This is a genomic window from Acidithiobacillus acidisediminis, assembly GCF_023277115.1.
GTDB classification, from domain to species: domain Bacteria; phylum Pseudomonadota; class Gammaproteobacteria; order Acidithiobacillales; family Acidithiobacillaceae; genus Igneacidithiobacillus; species Igneacidithiobacillus acidisediminis.
The window spans coordinates 2273861-2292712 of record NZ_JALQCS010000001.1 but is presented as its reverse complement, the minus strand read 5'-3'; the positions used below and the strand labels follow the sequence as shown (position 1 = coordinate 2292712).

The window sequence follows — 18852 nt, the reverse complement described above, 5'->3', positions numbered from 1 at the left end:
TATGTTGACGTACCTGCCCGCGCTGCATCCGGAGGAGCTGCTATATAGCCTATTGGCACGAACATGCCGCCACAGCGGATGGCAAAGCCCGAAGCTTGCTCTGGAGGAGTTTTTTGGGCACCGGAGTGTTCGTGCAGGAGTGTTTCTGCAGACGGAATTGAACTGTCTCGCTGATCGATTACCGGCTCGGCGCCAATTGACTTCAAAACGGTTGGCGCACAAAACCACCTTGCTGCCCTATCTCACAGCTTTTTCGACGCCTGATGTCCGTGACTGGGCGCTAAGTGTTCTGATGGGTGAAAACGGGGATGCCGATACCCTGTATATCAGATTGGGGCTTGTCGCTAGTTCCGTGAACCTTACTACCACGCTGCGGTATTGTCCGGCTTACCGCACGGAGATGCTGGAGAAGTACGGCGAACTCTACTGGCGGCGCGACCATCAACTTCCTGGCGTACTGGTTTGCCCAACTCATGCCGTGCCACTCGTCGATAGCCGGGTGATTCTCTCGCATACTGGTCAACATGAATTCATCGCTGCCGATGAGAACAATTGCCCAGCCAATCCAAATCTGCCAACTTGGTCAGATCGCGCAAACGTTGCTGCACGGCTACTCGAGATCGCCAAGGCCAGCGTCGCTCTTTTGATCGCACCACCAAATCCGCTTCCACTGCACAGCTGGGGTCGGGAATACCGGACCGCGTTGCGGGCGCGGGGGTTCGGTCGCGGTAACTCCCATATCGATCAATCCGCTCTGCTGCATTCCTACTATGCCCGCTTTGGGGCGGTCATCGATGTCTTACCGGAAGCCATACCCGACGGGTGGCTGGAAGCCATCACACGCAAACACCGTCACGCTTTTGCCCCACTACGCCATATTCTGATTCGTCTGCTGATCGATTCTCGGCCCTTGGTGCCGGAGCTTCGCCCATTCGGCGACGGACCTTGGCCCTGTTGCAATCCGCTCGCCGAGCATTACGGGCACCTAATGATCGCCGAATGCCAACTCCATGCGGAAAAAAGGAAAATCATTGGAGTGTTCCGTTGCACCTGTGGCTACGCGTTCAGCAGAGCGGCACATCCCGATAGTCGTCCCAGAATCCTGAACTTTGGCCCTCTGTTCGAGAGCCGACTGCGCGAACTAGTTATTTCCGGGACCAGTTTGCGCGGTACTGCCAAGGCCTTGCATGTCGACACCAGGACAGTGTTGCGTTACGTCGCTCGACTGGAGTTGACGACCCCTTGGAAGGTCTTGCCAAAGCAAGTCACATTGCCGCCTCCCGACCGCATGACCATGCGTGAACGATGGAATCGAGCGTATTGTGCAGAGCGGAGCCTTACCCGAAAGGAACTGCGTAAGCGGATGCCTGCAGTGTATATGTGGCTCTACCGCTATGACCGGGAGTGGCTGGGGTCCCAGCCACCTTTGCCCAGGTCCTTGAGAAACAACAGAGCGCGCATCAACTGGGCACATGTAGACGCCCAAACTGCAGAGTTTTTGCGAGGCGAAGCAGATAAATTGTTGGCTCATCTCCCTCCGGTTCGGGTTACCCGTGCCGCATTGGAGCGCGCTCTGGATCGACGAGGTTGGCTGGGGAAGCGGCTACACAAATTGCCGCTGTGCGCGTCAATCCTGGACGAGGTGACGGAAAATGAGGTTGCGTTCCAATGTCGGCGCATTGCTTGGGCCGATGCAGAATTGTGCCGGCAGGGATTGCCTGTCCAAGCCTGGCGGCTACGCCGATTGGCCGGCCTGCCGGAACAGTGTGCAAAGGTAGTGGAGACAGCTCTCTTCGCTGCCCAGAACCGAGGGGAGAGATGAAAGTCAGAGCATTTGCCAATGATCGGAGCGAACTCACGCTGCGTTGGCTCAATTCAATAGCGAAAGGCTCCGACAATAGGATGTGGGTTAATGCATTGTTTCTTCGCGATAACGGGGAGACCGTATTCCGACGTCTTCCGTTTGGCATGTTGCCCTTTCTGATGCCGGGATTCGTCGTATCCGGGGGTGAGGCCCTGACCACTCGTCGGGGTGGAAAACAGGGTAGAGCGACGATTTCTGACCTTTCCGCGCCGGAGGTCGTCACAATCCACGATGCAGTGACGCGTCGGCATTACGATTTGGGAGGACATACTGGCGGCAGCCACCGCATCCTTCGCTACCAATCCAGAGATTGGGCAATTCTGATCCCCGAGATGGAGTTGATCCGATTTTTGTTTCTCCACGGTAAGGTGATGGCAAATACCATTTTACAGCCCATGGGCCTGATGGATCTGGCCATCACCCCAACCCCCGGTTCTTATCGAGAAATCCTGATCGAGTTTCAGGCGGGTATGCCGCGTGCATTGACTCGTCCTGAATTTGTCAAAGAGTTTGCGTGGTTGGCGGTTCACCCCGATGGAAGGAGGGCATGGGACAGTGTCCTACGACTCAGCCAAGGGGAGCGAAGCTTAATGTTTGAGCCACCACCTCTGAAAAATTGTCGTGTGACCTTTCGTGGTGTCGTTCTCAATAAGGTCTGGCTGGTCCTCGAAATCCTAGCCTTATCAGGCCGTAGCTTGCCGGCATCAATCATCAACTGGACGCACCCTTCGGAAAGAGAGCGGGGAGAAGATACCAAGGAGGAAGAGGATAGCAAGCAATCGGAAGAAGACAACCTGGACGACAGCCGCCCCAGACAGGTTTGCGAGGAACTGGTTGATGACCAATCGGAGAGTAAACAGGATGTCAATCAAGCGCTGATTCTTCTGGGTGGCAAACGAGGAGAATTTGAGACACTTGCATGGGTGAAGAAGGTGCTGTCTCCTCCACACTCGCGATCAAGGAGGCCAAGTTCCTCTGAACAACAGGAGGGTGGATTGCGAAAAAAAAGAATCGCTACAGGCCTTCCGGTTGACCCTCGTTTGTCACCGGTGACTGTTACCAAACCAGTTAGCATGGGGGAAACAGCTGTCGCCGGAGGTCTACCCCCCGTTGAAGTGTCCGTGCTGGAGCCTCTGAATAGGGATGCTGTCGGCGATCTTGGGCTCCTGGTCAAGGTGCTGCAGCAAGTTGAGATGCTGCAATCCGATGTGACCTTGTCGGTTTCTCTGGTGGCCTTAAAGGCTGGTCATGGAGCCATTTCGCGCCATGGCCCACGCGCTTGCCTGGTGGCGGTGTTCACAGCTCCGACCCAGCTCCCCAGAGTAGTTCTTGATGTCGATCACAACAATCTTCCGGGTGCATTATCGGGGTTGCTGCTGCGCTACAATCGGCAATGTAGCCTTGCCGATATGGAGCGGCAGGTAAAGCAGTTACTGGACAATATGGTAGACCTTTCGGGCCGGTGGGATGAGAAAACAGAATGGGAATTGTCTAGCTACGCGACAGTTACACGATTGCCCAAGCTCGCCCGGATGACGAAAAAGGGGAATGATGAGAACTATGTGAAAAGATGGGCAAAGAGGCTAAAGGCCCTGCTATGGTAATAAACAACGGGCTTTACTGCCGTCAGTGGCCCACAATATGGCGCCATGTATCAGCGCCCTCAGTTTTGCAAGATGCCTCAGCAGGCGCTGTTGCGTTGGGCGGAGCCGTTGAGCGCAAGGAACAGCTGTTCCCCAATTCCTGCGACGGGTCAGGGTAGTTGCAACTTCAGGAAGGACGGAGTAGCTTGCTCGTTCCAATAGTGCTACACGGTAACATTTATAATAGACCAGAAGGGGTTTGCTTTGCCTCTCAGTGAAGACGATACGGAGTTGGCTTTACTGCTTCCTAGCCGGGGAAACTTACCCTTGGTCGAGTTCCTGCCGCTCGCATTCTTATCAGGGTCCCACGAGTTCTTATTGCCGAACCCGGAAGACCTGGGGGTAGCAGAAGGGCAAAGTGCCATTTTTTACACCCCGGATTCGGGAGACAATGGTACCCTATGTCATTTTCTGCGCTGGGAAGGGCGCGAGTTTCTACTAGAACCGGCGGGTCCCTCCCTTGGTGAAGAGACGCAGCTACGGAAGCCGCTCATCTTTCTGCTGGCACGGCCACGGATTTTGGGGTTCTTCGCAGACTGGAAGTATTCTGGTGAAGGTCTGCACCATTTTGAACTGCCCACCCGTGTGCTTGCCAGAAACGCTCGTAAGCAGCGGCGGGTGCCGATCGAAGGGAACATCCTGATGCGAGCCAAGAATGGCAGGACGCTCTATGGCAAGCTGCACGACTTCAGCCCTGGGGGGGCTTCGATGTTCCTGGATCAGGACATCCTGGAGCCTGGAGAGATGGTATTGGTGGAGTTCGAGATTCCGGAGTGTGGGATCTGTGAAACGGTTGCTACCATAGCACGCCGGGAGCGCATCACCCACCCGATCTACCCGTATTTGTATGGTATTTACTTTCAGCTGACTGAGGCTCAGCAGCGGAAGGCAGAACACCTGTACCTATGCAAAAAGGCCGAACAGATCAAAAAAGTGGTGAACTCTGCTCGGGATCGCTTTTCTGGCAAAACCTTCTAACTATGCGGAAGATTTTTCCACTTGATTTGGGACGAGATGCCCGCTGGCGTCGGCATTGCCTGAATGAGCTGGCAAAACGCTGGCGGATGCCGCCAGAGCAGATACTGGATACCTTGCTGTTGGAGGCCTATCTCCAGATGATCGTTGATGGAGCACGGCCGCCGACCCAACGTGATGGGGAAAGGATGGCAGATGGCGATGCTGAAGGAAGGGATGGGGACAAATGGTCTTCCTGAGGAGCTGCGTTGGTTGCATGACGACCTGGCACTCTCCGTTCGTGCCCAGCGCAGTTTACGTCGACTGGGAATAGAGGCATCTGCACATTTTCCTCGCATAACGACAACCATTACCAAGCGTTTTGCCTCCTTGTGTACGGAGGCAACGCATCGAGCTGCAGATTGTCCCTATACTGCCGAGTGGTTCAGACGCCTTTTCTCTGGCACTTATGAACAAGCATTTTGGGAAGAGCAGCTACTGATTGGCGAGCGCTTGGCTACCGCCAGTGTTCCGGACCAGGTTCTCCCGCAAGTATTCATGACATTGCGCACTTTGCTGCTCGCACAAAAAGAGGACGCAATTTTGCCAGGGAGAGGCTTGAGCTCTTGGTCGAATCTCTTGCGAGTGCTGGACGCCTGTCAGTATGTGCAACACTTTGGTCTAGAGCGAGAGCGGCGCCACACGGTATTGCGGCAACTGCGTGGATTGCTCCAGCTAGTTGACTTTGAATCTTTTTTTTCGACATCCGCACAGCTGGCCTGCGGGATTGCCAAAGCTGACGGCGCGGGGTTGATTCTACGGGAAGAAGGAATGCTCCGTTACCGGTTCTTTCATGGTTTGTCTGCGCGTTATCAGGATCTCGGCCAGTGGGAGTTTCCTGAAACGGAAGGGGTATCCGGCGCGGCACTTGCACGCGGTGAACCAGTCTATGTTCCAGATTATCCAGGTAGCCCGTGGGCGATGCAGGAATTCGTTACAGCAGGGCTCCGGGCAAGCCTGGCGATTCCATTGCCCGGCATGGCAGACGAACCGATGCCAGGTGTTTTGGTAATCTCCTGGTTTCAGCAGCCTGCGCCGCAGCGGATTCCGGAAGCCAACTGGGATCATTTACGCCTTCTCGCCGATCTGTTGGGTGCGAACCTGTACCGGGAACGTCTGGAGCATCGGATGGAAGGTCTGGCCACGCAAGATCTGCTGACAGGCCTGCCGAATCGGCGGATCGTACAGGAGCGGTTACGTGCCGCCATGTCTCGTTCTGATCGGCACCAACGACTGGCCGCCTTGTTTTTTCTTGATCTGGACGGATTCAAGCCCATCAATGACCAGCTAGGACATCACTGCGGGGATGATGTGCTTTGCACCATTGCGAGTCAGTTATGCGCCATTGTTCGCGCAGAGGGTTGCGTGATTCGCTACGCAGGCGATGAATTTTTGGTCATTCTGGAAGATATTGCCAATGTTGAGGAAGTGGAGTGTATTGCCTCGCGGCTTCTGCAGGCTGCGCAGTGCTCCGTAGCAGATGAGCAAACCCGGCTACAAGTCAGTGCCAGTATGGGTGCGGTTATTTACCCTTTTTCCGATGGGAGTGCCGAGGAGTTGATTCGTCAGGCGGATCTCGCCATGTATGCCGCTAAGGATGCAGGGGGAAATACCTGGAAACTGTTTGGAAGAGATCTCGTGGAGACGCAACCGCAAGAAGAATCTCTGTACCAAGAGTTGATCTTGGCACAGGAGCGAAAGGAGTTTGAGTTGCTATGGCAGCCGATTATCAACCTGTCAGACCATACGATATCTGGTGTCGAGGCATTGTTGCATTGGCGACACCCGGAACGCGGGCTGTTGGGCCCAGGCGAAATTTTGGCGCCGTTGGAGCGGTCACGGATGATTCTGGAGGTTGGGCATTGGGTGCTGAAAACTGCCCTGGCGCAAGCGGCATCTTGGCAAATCCAGGGAAACCTCCTGGATATCCACATCAACCTGTCTGCGGTGCAGCTGGAGGATGCTGATTTTGTCAGCGTTTTGCAGCAAGCCTTGGCAGAGCATCCATCAGTGGACTGCAGACATATTTGGCTGGAGGTCGCTGAACGGGTCGCGCTACGGGATATACCGGCTACGGCCTCCGTGATTCGCGCCGCCCGCCGTTTGGGCGTTCATTTCACGCTGCAGGATTACAACAGTGGCATCGCCGCTTTGCAATATTTGACGGGGTTGGCCTGCGATGGGATCAAGCTGGATCGGGACATGATGCGTGGAATGGCAGAACCTTCCCCGGCGTGTCAGCATGTTCGCGCTGTGATGGATGTGGCGAGTGACTTGTCGCTGCAAGTGGTGGCGGAAGGAGTAGAGGATGAGGAAATGGCCAATACGCTGAGAGACCTTGGGGTGCACAAGGCACAAGGGCACTGGTTTTCTCCGCCGGTATCTGCGGCAGAGCTCCAGATGGTGTTGGTGGAGAGGAAAGTAACGTGTTGAGCACTCCAGTGCAGGCATACCTTCCATCATTTGGGACACGATGGCTATTCCGTCTCTGGTTGGGATTTGCCGCACTGATATTTGCCTCCGGATGTTATTGGGGATGGCAGACTTGGCGGGAACTCTATCGCCACGAAGAGGCAAATCTACTGACCTTGAGCGCGGCACTGGCGACGAGCACGCATGCGGATTTGCATGGATTGCAAGTTTCCCTGCTCATGCTACGTCAGCAGAGCCAAGATCTGTCAGGGACTGCTCCATCGCCTCTCCAGAAACTTCTCCATCAGTATCTACGGATGCAGCCGCATGTGGCGGCAGTCGGAATGGCTCTTGCGAACGGGAAGATAGTTGCTGCAGGACAAGAGGGGAAGACCTTGGCTGGATTATGGCAGGCGCTGATCCATCCAAAGACGGCGCCTGCAGACAAAGTGCAATTATCCGTAGAACAGCGAGATGCCTTACATGCCTGTCTTCTGAGCACGAAGTTCTGTGTCGCCCCGCCGGTGGAACTCAAAACAAGCAAACGGGATTCCGGAACCTGGATGGTGCCGGTCCTGCAGTCGGGTGCCAAAGGACGGGCGTCCTTCTTGGCCTTGATCCCTCTTCTACAGGGTCGACTTCCTTCCTGGCAGCGCTTGCCGATCCAAACCCCTGGTTCTCTGTTTTTATTGCAGTCAGACGGGTTTCTGGAAGCCCGTTTTCCAGTGCCAACGGCAACTAGCTTCGCTATGCCACAATCTGGTATTGCAGTCCGCTATCTGCAGTCGCATCCTGACTTGCAGTCGGGTACGTTTGTTGGATTGTCAAAGGCTGCCGGCGAGTGGCGTATGGGCGCCATGGTGCGGGTCCCTGGATTCCCGATGGTTGCCGGCGTCGGAATTGGCTATGCGGCGCTTTGGGCACGTTGGTGGCAAATCTTTCAAGGGACTTTCTGGGGGCTGTTGGCACTGCTGGGGCTGAGTTTTGCGGGCTATCGCTTCCTGCAATCTGCTGAGCGAAAGCGCGAAGGGGTGGCACAGGCGCTGTGGGAAAGTAAAGAGCGGGCTGAGGTGACCTTGCGCAGCATCGGTGACGCTGTCATCGTGACGGACGCCGATGGACGGATTAGCAGTGCAAACCCAGCTGCCGAACGGCTGTTAGGCATTCGTGTGCCTCAAGCCTATGGACAAGTGCTGTCACAGATCCTTGCATTGGATGATCGCAAAAAGAATAAGCAAGGATGCAGTCAGAGTTGCGCTCTTCGACAATCTGAGTCATCGGAAGGGCAATCGGCTATGCCACCGCCTGCTCTGGTGCTGGATCATCAAGGTGAGGAGCGGTGGATTGAACGTAGCGCCGAGCTGATTCACGACCAGCAAGGAGGAGACACCGGTATGGTGTGGGTTCTACGTGACGTGACAGAGACCCAGCAGTTGCAAGAAAAACTCCGCTATCAGGCAACACATGATGCATTGACGGATCTTCCCAATCGCCGGATGTTCCTGGCGTGCCTGGAGCATTATCAGGATCAAACATTATACTCAGGCAGCCTGCTGGTGGGGATTCTGGATCTGGATGGGTTCAAGCAACTCAATGATCGCTACGGCCATGGCTTTGGTGACACCCTGTTGCAGGCAGTAGCACAAAGATTGCTGGTATGGCAGCGCGAAAACGACGTAGTGGCACGTATGGGCGGCGATGAGTTTGCTTTGCTGGTCCCCGGGATCCAATCGGTCGAAGAGGCAGAAAATCGCGCGCAGGCAATACTGAACGTCCTACGGGCGCCGCTGGAGATGCCGGAAATGACCGTGTATCTCTCTGCAAGCCTTGGGCTGACCTGTTTCCCAAAAGACCAGAATAGCCCCGCAGAGCTGTTGCGGCATGCTGACCTTGCTCTCTACGCCGCCAAAGAAGCGGGCAGAGATACCTACGTTTTCTTTCATAGGGATATGGAGCTATTTCAGGATCGTAGTTTGGAGATCTGCAGAATGACCGAAGAAGCACTAGAACAAGGCCAATTGGTCCTACACTACCAACCCATTGTAGAGGCCGAGCGTGGCCCGGTGGGGGTAGAGGCCCTGCTACGCATGAATCATCCACAGCAGGGACTGTTAACCCCGGCGGCGTTTGCCAGTGCATTGGATTCTCCACGCCTGGCCCGGCGGATTGGCCAGTTCGTCTTTGCCACAGCCTTTCGTCAAAACCAGTCATGGCACCGACAAGGCGTCCATCTGCGAGTGTCCGTGAATATCAGTGCTCATCATTTGCTCGACCCCGCATTTCTCTCGGATTTGCAGGCCGCTTTGGACGCTCATCCGGAACTTCCTCCAGAGAAGGTCGAAATCGAAGTGACGGAAACTGCCCCATTACAGGATTTTCGTAAAGCTCAACAGGTGCTGCTCAGTTGTCAGCAACTGGGCGTGCGGGTGGCACTGGATGATTTTGGTACAGGAAGCGCCTCTTTGACCTATCTCCAGAAGCTCCCCGCCGACAGCATCAAGATCGACCAAAGTTTTGTACGCGACATCCTGCACAATCCCAAGGACTATGCAATCATCTCTGGGATCGTCACGAGCGCCCGCTTACTGGGACTGGAGGTGATTGCCGAGGGGGTGGAAACCTGGGATCATGCCGCGCTGCTTCACCAGCTCCAGTGTCAGTGTTTTCAGGGCTATGCCATTGCGCGCCCAATGCCTTCTGATCAAGCCGAAAATTGGGTAAAACAATACAACCAATTGTTTTCAAATGGTAATTCTACCCCCCCCCTCCCCCCAAGCGGGATTAAGAATTATTTTTAATTACATGCATTCCCCCGCATTGCAAGATGGAAGTCTGATTTGGGAAATGCCAGGAAGATTTCAGATGTAGAGCCTTTGCAATAACCTGGCCACGATACTCGATTTGTAGAACGGAGATGGAATCGGCCTTGACAACTGGTGAGTGCCAGCAATATTTTACAAATTTCGAAACTAACGAAACAGGTGCTCCATGTTTTTTCAACAGCGCGGTGGTGCCGATGGTACGCAGTCCTATTTCTATGGCTGTGGCGGCAAGGGATTCGCGGTAGCGGTCGATGTCGTCGCGGGCGACGAGGATTGGTTTTTGCAACAGGCAGAGCAAAAAGGGGTGCGCATCTCTTATGTCATCGACACCCATCTCCACGCCGACCATCTCTCCGGCGGGCGGCAGTTGGCGCAGCAAGTTGGGGCGCCTTACTGCTTGCACGAGAGCGATCAGGATCTGGCCAACTTTCCAATCCGCGCTTTACACGATGGTGAAGTGTTGGAAACCGGGAATGTCCAGACCAAAATTCTGCACACTCCGGGGCACACGCAGGACAGTATCTGTCTGTTGGTGACCGACCAGCGGCGCGGCCCCGAGCCCTGGTTTTTGTTGACGGGAGACACCCTCTTCGTCGGCGCCGTTGGACGCCCAGACCTAGGCGGGACGCCGGAAGAAATGGCGGCCCTGCTCTATGAGAGCCTGCAGATCAAGATCCTTCCCTTGGCAGCTACCCTCGAAATCTTCCCCGGACACGCGGCAGGGAGTGTCTGTGGTGCGGGGTTGTCAGGCAAGGCCAGTTCTACCCTGGCCTTCGAGAAGCGCTGGGACCCCTATTTGCAGATGGATCGCGCAAGCTTTGTGCGCGAACTCGTGGCCAGCATCCCGCCACGACCCGCCCAGATGGAACAGATCGTGGCGGCCAATCTCGGGCGTGCGGCATGAGTACAGGAACCGTGCGTTTCGCCCTCTTTGCCGAGGTATTCGCCGCCCTTGCGCATCCCAAGCGCCTGGAAATCATCCATCTTTTGGGAATGAAACAATATAGTGCCGGAGAGTTGGCAGAACGAACCGGCCTCGCCAAGGCGAACCTCTCCCAGCACCTCAATGTCCTCAAGGCGCGGGGGCTGGTCCACTGTGAAAAATGCGGCACCTTCTGTCATTACCGTTTGACGAGTCCCAAGGTGCTGGAGACTTGTCAGATCGTGCGCGGCTTGATTCTGGAACAAATGGAACTCACCACGCAACAACGCGCGGAACTGGTGCAGCTCCCGCAAAAAGATTCGGCATGAATGCCATGCCATCTGCAGCCTCGGCGCGATATCCGCAGGGTATCACGCAGAACTCCCAACAATTCGCCCTGCAGACGGCGCAGGTCTTTTTCGTCGGCCTCCTCCTTGGCATGGAACGCACTGTCTTGCCGACCATGCGGGAGGATTTTGGGCTCAGCAGTCACGCCTTTCTCTTTCTCGCCAGTTTTGTGGTCTCCTTCGGCTTGGTGAAAGGCATCCTCAATTTTGTTGCCGGCGATCTCTCCGATCGGGTGGGCCGGAAACGGGTATTGTTTTGGGGTTGGCTGGCAGGTATACCCATTCCACTACTGATTTTCTTTGCCCCGAACTGGTGGTGGGTCATTGCCGCCAATGTTTTTTTGGGCGTCAATCAAGCCTTCACCTGGACGATGACGGTGACCAGCCAGATCGATCTGGCCGGCAGCCGCCAACGCGGGCTGGCGGTGGGCATCAACGAAGCTATGGGGTATATCGCCGTAGGCCTCGCCGGTTTGGGCACCGGTTATCTGGCGGTGCTCTATGGTCCCCGCTGGGCGATTCTCGGTTTTGCCTTGCTGGTGATTGCCTTGGCTTTGCTGGTGCTGATTGGGGTGCGTGATACCCTGCCCTGGGCCCGGGCCGAACATCAGGAACAGACAGGATCCCATCCACTCCATCCGGATTCGGCCAGAACCCAGCCGGAAAGCCGGTGGCAGAGCTTTGTCCTGGTCTCGTTTCAAGATCCTACGTATCGCGCGCTCTGTCAGGGTGGGGTGGCCAATAAGATTGCAGACACGCTGGTCTGGGTGATGCTGCCGGTGTACTTTCGCTTTCATGGGGAGGGGGTCGTCCAGATTGGGTGGATTACGGGTAGCTACGCCATGGTCTGGGGCCTATGCCAGTTTTGGACCGGGCACCTTGCCGATCGCGTGGGGCGCAAAGTGCCCATCCTGTCTGGATTCTTGTTATTGACCCTGGGACTGCTGGGGATTGCTCTGGTCCATCACTTCGTCGCCTGGATGCTCGCCGCTGCCGTCATGGGGCTGGGTATGGCGTTACTCTATCCCAACCTGATCGCGGCGATGGCTGATGTGGCACCCGCGGCGGCGCGTGGCAAGACCTTGGGGATCTATCGCTATTGGCGGGATACGGGGTACGCCATCGGCGGACTGCTTTTGGGTGGCGCTGCGCAGTGGGCCGATGCCGCCTTGCCAACGATCTGGTTGACGGCCGGCGTCACCGGAGTTTCCGCGATCTGGATCGCCCTGGCAGTGGAGGAAACGCATCCCATTTCCTGGCGCCAAGGAGCTGGAGAATGATTACCGCACTCATCGTGCTACACAGCAGTATCGCCGAAGAAAATCCGCGGGCCGATACGGCCATTCGCCTCGCCGGGGCCATGTTGGCGGAGGATAAGGCTGTACGCCTGTTTCTGGTCGGAGATGGAGTAACATTACTGGGCACCGACAACCTTGCTGGAGGAGCCGCTACTCTAGGGCTTTTTCGGGAGCTGCTGGACTTGGGGCTGGAGGTGCAATGTTGTGGAAGCTCGCTCAAGAGGCACGGCATAACCATATTGCCCACGGGTGTGCAGTCCGGCTCCATGAAAAGCTTGTCGGCCTGGATTAGTGCGGCCGATGAGTTGGCATATTTCTAGCCTGCCTGCGAGCGACTGCGGGGGGATTCCATCCTTCCCAACTCTGAATCGTTCAAGGCGGCAAGGAGTAGGAGTCGGGTGTAGTTGCGAAGGCATGCAAAGGAGGAATATCCATGAAGAGCATCCTAGGGTTGTCAATGGCGGTCGGGATGTTAGGGTTGAGTAGCGCGCTGGCCGGCACGGAGAGCGTGCCGACGGCGCAAGCCTTTTGGCAAGAGATTCAGATTCTTCAGAAGAACCACGCCATCATGTCAGAGAGTCAGCCATTCCAGGTGGGTTCCCGCACGGTAGACGCTTTCACCACCGATCTCGCCAATCCCGCCGCAGTGCAGTCCATTGCTCGGGCCGGTGGCATCATCCACGTCTCCCGATATGCGAATCACAGTCTTTTGGTCAAAGAGAACTACGGGGTAGACAAGCAGTTGACCGGTGTGACAGCGATGCTGAAGCTTTCCGGGTATGATGCAGGGGATCGGAACTGGGTGATGGCTGCCTACAAGCCTGATGGCACCGTAGTCGCCTTTGGAAAGATAGGGTCTTGCATCGCCTGTCACACCATAGTCCGGCAGCAAGATTTTGTGTTCGCCCCACCGCCGCAGCAATTACTCCCGGTGGGCACCTGGAAGGCCTTTTTCCCCAAGCAGGAGATGAACCCGGCCTATGTGGCTCTCCTCAAGGAGCATCCCGAGGTGGTGGCCAAATGAGCGGGATCACTTTGCAATCGATCATCACCTGCCCAGTGTGTGGGCACAGCGAGACAGAAACCATGCCCGTGGACTCCTGCCTGCATTTCTACGAATGCCAGGGTTGCGGAGCCCTGCTTTCGCCCAAATCTGGTGATTGTTGTGTGTTCTGTTCCTATGGCACCGTACCGTGCCCACCAAAGCAGAACATTGTCTGATCCGCTGAGCATTCGTGTTGTAACGCTGAGAACCATGCGCAGGTTCATGAGTGTTGTTGCATAAATATCGATAGGAGACCGTTACTCATGCAGGAAACTTTGGCTACACAAATCACAGCCTATCTTCTCGGGATTCTGGGAAGTACGGCGAACGTTAATCCCTCCCGGGAAGAAGAACTTCCTTTCACGCTACAAGAGATCCTGGATCCTGTAGTGCAACGTATCCAAGTTATGCAGGGAGCGGAAGATAAGGCACACAAGACGGCGGAGTCATTGCGCAATGTCACCGTCCAGGTGGATCATTCTGCTGAAGAGATCGAATCGGCCGCCCAGGGTATGTCGATCGCCTCCAAAAACACCGCTACCGTGATTCATAACAATGAACGAATCGTTTTGGCCTTGCATCAGAAATTGCAGGCTATTGGATCCATCCTGCAAGAGATACAACAGATTTCCTATCAAACCAATTTGCTGGCCCTGAACGCAGCAATCGAAGCCGCACGAGCCGGAGAACATGGGCGGGGTTTTGCCGTAGTTGCAGATGAGGTCCGGAACCTGTCGAACCGGGTTCGCGCATCTACCGAGGATATTGACGCTGGAATTTCTGCCCTACAGGAACAGGGACAGGAAATAGCCAAACATAATCAGGAGCTGCAGGACCATGCGAGTAATGTATTGAGTTTTGTCGAATCCTTGCAAGGGAAGGCCCACAGCATGCGGATCATGACCACCCTCATGCAATTCGACGCCACGGCAGAAACCCATGGCCACTTTGTTGATGTTGCGTTAATTGAGTCTGAGAAAGGCAGCGATGCGATAACACCGCAAGAGCTACCCCTGCCCGTAGATTATCATCAATGCCGACTGGGCAAATGGTATGATGGCGCCGGACGGCAGAATTTTGGACACCTGACCGAATTTGCGCCCCTGGAGAAGCCGCATCGGGAGATTCATGAACTATCCGTTGCTATACTGGAGGCAGCACACCGCGGGGATACCTTGGCTTTGGGATCACTCCAGATAAAGCTGAGGTCCGCCCGTGAGGCGTTTCTGCAGCAGCTTGCAAAACTGGCAGATGCAATCCGGCTCATTGATTAGGCCAAAGGCGTTGGAGATCTGAGGTAAGCCTGCGACCACCTCAAGCGTGTCAACGAGTCATGCTCGAAAGTAATGGGATGAACGTCTCCTTTCCCCAGCCGTGGTCAGATGCCACGATGGGGGCCCGCAGCTCGCGTTTCCGATACTGGAAGGTCGCCACTGCTACGCCAGCTTGGACACAGAATGCCTTCTGGCTCAGGCCGCTGGCCTTTTGATCGTTGATCAGTCTTTGCCAGTTGCTCTGGCTACATCGCTGGTTCATGTCGCGCTCCTGATTAGTGAATTCAGGAGCAGGTTAAGACGTCCAAATCAGAACAGAAAGTACGGTGCGGTTTGAGTGGTTACCGTCTTGGCGGCGTTTTGGCCCTATAGAGAAGCGATACCTTACTCCGTAAACAGTCTCATCCCAGTCCATCGCAAATGTTTCGCGTCATGAACTAAGGAAAGAGCCGTATGCAGTAATTCCGCGCGTACGGATCTCTGCGGGGGCAGTGGGTAACTACTGTCCCTACCGCAACCGATTGGGCCCGGGCGTCCTGGTTACCAGCGCACCGTCCCGCCCTCGCTGGGGTTCAGAGGGTGCGCACATCTTTCTATGACTCGACGATCACCATGTGGCAAAGCACGCTGCTGCACTCCCAGCCTTCGGCTGTCGTTTCGGCGGATGCAACATACCACGTAGCCTGTCGGGGACTGCTCGCTTCGTTCTCCCGGCGAGTAGCGTATGACTCTTCGAGAGGCCCAGCAATGTATGTCATTGCCAGTACATCTCAGATTTCAACTGGCTTTCGGAATAGACTTCAGAGCAGAGATGACTGCAGAGTCAATGTGTTGTGCCGTTGCGTTGGCCGGGGTGCTTTGGGCGTATGCGGTGCGTTCAGGGTACACGATGGTTGTGGATCCATCCTTGCCGTATACTGTTAGACTCAACGGGCAGAGGGAAGCAGATTTCCAGTCACTATTCAGCAACTGACTGAAAAACATTGGGTTGCAAAATACAAAGGCCTGCACATTGGTAAACTTTCCCTTGTTGAGATGAGGGATATGCAACGCTTTTTCCTTCGCTTCAATTCTCTTCAAAATATCCAGATGCATTACAACCTTGAAGTGATGCGCAGCTAAGGCTTGGGTCAATTCTGGCGCAACTTGCTTGATTGGTGCATTCACCGTCTCAACGTACAAGTCCGCTCCAACCGCTACAGGCGCCAGAAGCATCGTGGCCATAGCACCTGTGAAAATTTTTGCAAAGCTTCTCATACACGTCTCCAATAATTAAATCATAATATAATGTATATTTGTTGTACCTTGCGGGACACAAACTCCTAACTTCACTGCGCCATTTAGTGCCTCACGAAGGGCAGCAGCGTGGTTTCCAAATGGCACAGATAATGCTTACACGAATCGCCAATTTATACAAGCCAAAAAAGAGGAGAACAAAATGATCGCTTCCGTCGCGGCAAAACGTCAGTTTGCCGTGGCTATAGCCGTGAGTTTGGTGGGTATGTGTCTGACCACAGCTTCGGCAGCCAATTGGTTTAAGATCCAGGACACCAACACGAAAAATGTGCCGCTGATCTCGGGGTTCATCGAGCCAGACGTTTTTGCGATGGCTGGGACGCCGGCAGAAATCTATAATCCAGCCTTAAAAAGATATATTGCCGCAGTGCCACATGACAACTTGGTTGGGCCGAATTTTTCACAAAGTACGACTGGGATCATTCAGCGAGCCCGATTGATGATCCGCGGTTGGATCAATCCCCACATTTCCTACTTCTTTGCTGGAGAGTTCGGAAACAACGGCGCTACCAATGTTAGGGGGCAGTACACCCCACAACTGCAGGATGGTCGCTTTACTTTCAGCGGCTACATTCCTTGGGTGCGCGTAGAAGCAGGAATAATCCGCGCGCCAAGTGCGGAGGATGCCATGAATGGGTACATGAGCTACAACTATGTAGTTTTTCCCACGGTCATAAATCAGCTGATGTTGCAGCCGTTTTACGCAGCAAGGCCTTCATCGCCATATGGTGCAGGCCCAAGTGGGTCCGTGCTCGTACCATCTTCTGAAGCCCTCGGAGTCAATGCATTTCGCTATCCTGGCATTCAGCTTTTCGACTGGAAGACATGGGGCCACTGGCAGTTTGCTTACGGGGCAATGGTGGGAATGTATGGCAGCGTCTCAGCAGGAAATCTTTCTAATAGCCATCTGTACGCAGCCCGACTACAAGGATCATATATCTTTGGAGGACATGGCCCTTTCCGTAGCGACGTCACCGCTTGGGTCTGGTATCAAAATGCACAGCCAGACTACCTAGGTAAAGCATATACTATGCAAAGAGAGGGAGCCGGGTTCCAGTATCTGCAAGGTTACATGCACCCATGGGGACGACGTCTAAAGTTCGAGTACATGCGAGGCAACGGTTGGATCTCAGCGCCTGCTGCTTTTAGTCAAGAACTGGGCTTGCAACCAGCGCTATATAACAACCAGTTGTATACGAACATTAGCAATACTGCAAACGGGTATTATGTGGAGGGTGGGCTCTTTCTCACCAAACGGATTGAGGCGGATGTCCGCTATGACTACTACAACCGACTGCCTAATCTGGAAGCAGCTGGTCAGGAGAGAATATTTAAGACATGGGCACTAGCTCTACAGTACCACTTCACACCGTTTACCAAACTCATGGCGGGATACTATTTCCGCACGCTAAAGGCGCCAGGTGTAGCGCCGAATAGCCCAGGGGCAGCCGTGAGCGCTGCAACCGATAATGAATTTGCCATGCAGGCTATGATTAGTTTTTAAGGCGAGGAGGCCAATCCAATGAATCTTATCAAAAAAATGTTCAACAAACTGACACTCGGGATGTTGGTTATTGTCTTCGGAACAACAACAGCTCTGGCTAATGTTTCAATGTTGCATGATTTTCATTTTGATCATCCTGCCTTTATTCATGATCACCCATTTGCGAACCGAAAGCTGGTAGTCCAGGTCAGCCAAGACGATCCAGCACGTTGGAACTTGGTCCTGAACACCAGCCAAAATATTCTAAATTATTTCGGGCAAGAAAAAGTTCAGGTGGTAATAGTTGCATTTGGCCCTGGACTAAAGTTTTTGTTAGCTAATAGTCCTATGAAGCAGAAAATTTCGGCGTTGAATTCTGAGGGTGTAGAGTTCGATGCTTGTCATAATACCATGCTCCAATTTAAAAAGAAGCTTGGGCATATGCCAAAGTTGGTTCCTTCTGCGGTTGTTGTTCCGGCTGGAATTGTCAGAATCATGCAATTAGAGAGTCGTGGATTTGACTATGTAAAACCTTAACCCCTCTTCTGATGGTAGGGAGCGCCTTGGAGAACGTTAATAAAATTATTTGGGCTCAAGCGTAAAACGCAAAAACTGCGCGCAGCACATTAATTTGTTGTGCCATGACTTCGGCGTATAACTGAGATTCAGGATCGCATGGGCCACCCTTATGAGGTAAGAGAGGTTTCCACCGGAGTAAAGCGATTTTGTTGGTGTCTGAGCTCGCTGAAATCGCAACACAACAAACCTATGAATTGCGCGCAGGCGTTGCATTTTATACTTGAAACCGCCACGCAATTTTTAACCAAAAGTAGGAAATCCCCCGGCTCTGCCGGGGTGACAGTAGATGTTTGACATATAGAGGAGCCCATCGGAGAACCGACGTTGTGAGCCGCCAAGCACACGATGAAGGAGAGACCGATGGACGACGAATTCAGCCTACGGCACAGCCGATGGGAGTGCAAATATCACGTAGTGTTTATTCCGAAGTGTCGACGCAAGGTGCTGTATGGACAGCTTCGGAAGGCTTTGGGGGAAGTATTCCGGGTCTTGGCGCGGCATAAGGAGTGCCGGATAGAAGAGGGTCATTTGATGGTGGATCACGTGCACATGCTGATTTCGATACCACCGAAGTATGCGGTGTCCAGTGTTGTGGGGTACTTCAAGGGTAAGAGCGCGATCCATATCGCCCGGACCTACGGAGAGCGGAAGCGGAATTTTGTGGGCCAACATTTTTGGGCACGAGGATATTTTGTTTCCACCGTAGGACGGGATGAGGCGATGATTCGAGAATACATCCGCCATCAGGAAAAAGAGGATCTACGGGTAGACCAGTTGAACATGTGGAGTTGATCGCCACCATCTGGTGGCGCCCAGACCGAGGGGCCGCGTTAGCGTCCCCATTCAAGCCGCT

Annotated in this window: 17 protein-coding genes and 1 pseudogene; 16 read left to right on the top strand and 2 right to left on the bottom strand. The window is 54.4% G+C overall.

The features are described from left to right. The first annotated feature begins 1 nt into the window (after position 1). The 13 genes and pseudogenes from M5D89_RS11530 (at position 2) to M5D89_RS14495 (ending at position 14641) form a co-directional block, all read left to right on the top strand. Complete coding sequence (locus M5D89_RS11530; protein ID WP_248885943.1) at positions 2–1822, top strand: TnsD family Tn7-like transposition protein; 1821 nt, start codon at positions 2–4, stop codon at positions 1820–1822. Continuing rightward, positions 1819–3468: a hypothetical protein gene (locus M5D89_RS11525; RefSeq protein ID WP_248885942.1), complete on the top strand. Its 1650-nt coding sequence runs from the start codon at positions 1819–1821 to the stop codon at positions 3466–3468. The genes M5D89_RS11530 and M5D89_RS11525 overlap by 4 nt, the downstream gene beginning before the upstream one ends. A gap of 243 nt (positions 3469–3711) precedes the next feature. After that, positions 3712–4485: a PilZ domain-containing protein gene (locus M5D89_RS11520; RefSeq protein ID WP_248885941.1), complete on the top strand. Its 774-nt coding sequence runs from the start codon at positions 3712–3714 to the stop codon at positions 4483–4485. A 192-nt stretch (positions 4486–4677) separates the two neighbouring features. Beyond that, positions 4678–6954: a putative bifunctional diguanylate cyclase/phosphodiesterase gene (locus tag M5D89_RS11515; protein ID WP_248885940.1), complete on the top strand. Its 2277-nt coding sequence runs from the start codon at positions 4678–4680 to the stop codon at positions 6952–6954. Beyond that, entirely contained in the window at positions 6948–9731 is a 2784-nt protein-coding gene (locus M5D89_RS11510; RefSeq protein WP_248885939.1) for a putative bifunctional diguanylate cyclase/phosphodiesterase, read from the top strand. Before M5D89_RS11515 ends, M5D89_RS11510 begins: the two co-directional genes overlap by 7 nt. A gap of 190 nt (positions 9732–9921) precedes the next feature. After that, complete coding sequence (locus tag M5D89_RS11505) at positions 9922–10659, top strand: MBL fold metallo-hydrolase (RefSeq protein WP_248885938.1); 738 nt, start codon at positions 9922–9924, stop codon at positions 10657–10659. Beyond that, entirely contained in the window at positions 10656–11006 is a 351-nt protein-coding gene (locus tag M5D89_RS11500; RefSeq protein WP_215873274.1) for an ArsR/SmtB family transcription factor, read from the top strand. Before M5D89_RS11505 ends, M5D89_RS11500 begins: the two co-directional genes overlap by 4 nt. Next, a complete protein-coding gene (locus M5D89_RS11495) occupies positions 11003–12304 on the top strand; it encodes an MFS transporter (protein ID WP_248885937.1) in 1302 nt (433 codons plus the stop codon). The genes M5D89_RS11500 and M5D89_RS11495 overlap by 4 nt, the downstream gene beginning before the upstream one ends. Further along, the gene (locus M5D89_RS11490; RefSeq protein WP_248885936.1) at positions 12301–12642 is read left to right on the top strand and encodes a DsrE family protein; all 342 of its coding nucleotides are present in this window, start codon (positions 12301–12303) and stop codon (positions 12640–12642) included. The genes M5D89_RS11495 and M5D89_RS11490 overlap by 4 nt, the downstream gene beginning before the upstream one ends. 113 nt (positions 12643–12755) lie before the next feature. After that, a complete protein-coding gene (locus M5D89_RS11485; protein WP_248885935.1) occupies positions 12756–13346 on the top strand; it encodes a cytochrome P460 family protein in 591 nt (196 codons plus the stop codon). After that, complete coding sequence (locus M5D89_RS14275) at positions 13343–13543, top strand: GDCCVxC domain-containing (seleno)protein (protein ID WP_283102993.1); 201 nt, start codon at positions 13343–13345, stop codon at positions 13541–13543. The genes M5D89_RS11485 and M5D89_RS14275 overlap by 4 nt, the downstream gene beginning before the upstream one ends. Before the next feature lie 87 nt (positions 13544–13630). Further along, positions 13631–14176 (top strand): annotated as a pseudogene (locus tag M5D89_RS14500) (methyl-accepting chemotaxis protein); the annotation flags it as partial. A gap of 81 nt (positions 14177–14257) precedes the next feature. Then, the gene (locus M5D89_RS14495; RefSeq protein ID WP_431307175.1) at positions 14258–14641 is read left to right on the top strand and encodes a CZB domain-containing protein; all 384 of its coding nucleotides are present in this window, start codon (positions 14258–14260) and stop codon (positions 14639–14641) included. 49 nt (positions 14642–14690) lie between these two features. On the opposite strand, the gene tnpA (M5D89_RS11470) is transcribed toward M5D89_RS14495, so the two are convergent. Beyond that, positions 14691–14903, bottom strand: coding sequence for an IS66 family insertion sequence element accessory protein TnpA (gene tnpA / locus M5D89_RS11470; RefSeq protein WP_248885934.1), 213 nt, complete (start codon positions 14901–14903; stop codon positions 14691–14693). 515 nt (positions 14904–15418) lie between these two features. Continuing rightward, positions 15419–15898 (bottom strand): DUF302 domain-containing protein, encoded by a 480-nt coding sequence (locus M5D89_RS11465; protein WP_248885933.1) that lies wholly within the window; start codon positions 15896–15898, stop codon positions 15419–15421. A gap of 181 nt (positions 15899–16079) precedes the next feature. Between M5D89_RS11465 and M5D89_RS11460 the strand changes: the two genes are divergently transcribed. The 3 genes from M5D89_RS11460 (at position 16080) to tnpA (M5D89_RS11450) (ending at position 18791) form a co-directional block, all read left to right on the top strand. Then, positions 16080–17441: a porin gene (locus M5D89_RS11460; RefSeq protein WP_248885932.1), complete on the top strand. Its 1362-nt coding sequence runs from the start codon at positions 16080–16082 to the stop codon at positions 17439–17441. 18 nt (positions 17442–17459) lie between these two features. Then, on the top strand, positions 17460–17957 hold the full coding sequence (locus tag M5D89_RS11455) for a DsrE family protein (protein WP_248885931.1): 498 nt from the start codon (positions 17460–17462) through the stop codon (positions 17955–17957). 402 nt (positions 17958–18359) lie between these two features. Then, a complete protein-coding gene (gene tnpA, locus M5D89_RS11450) occupies positions 18360–18791 on the top strand; it encodes an IS200/IS605 family transposase (protein ID WP_248885930.1) in 432 nt (143 codons plus the stop codon). Positions 18792–18852 lie beyond the last annotated feature (61 nt).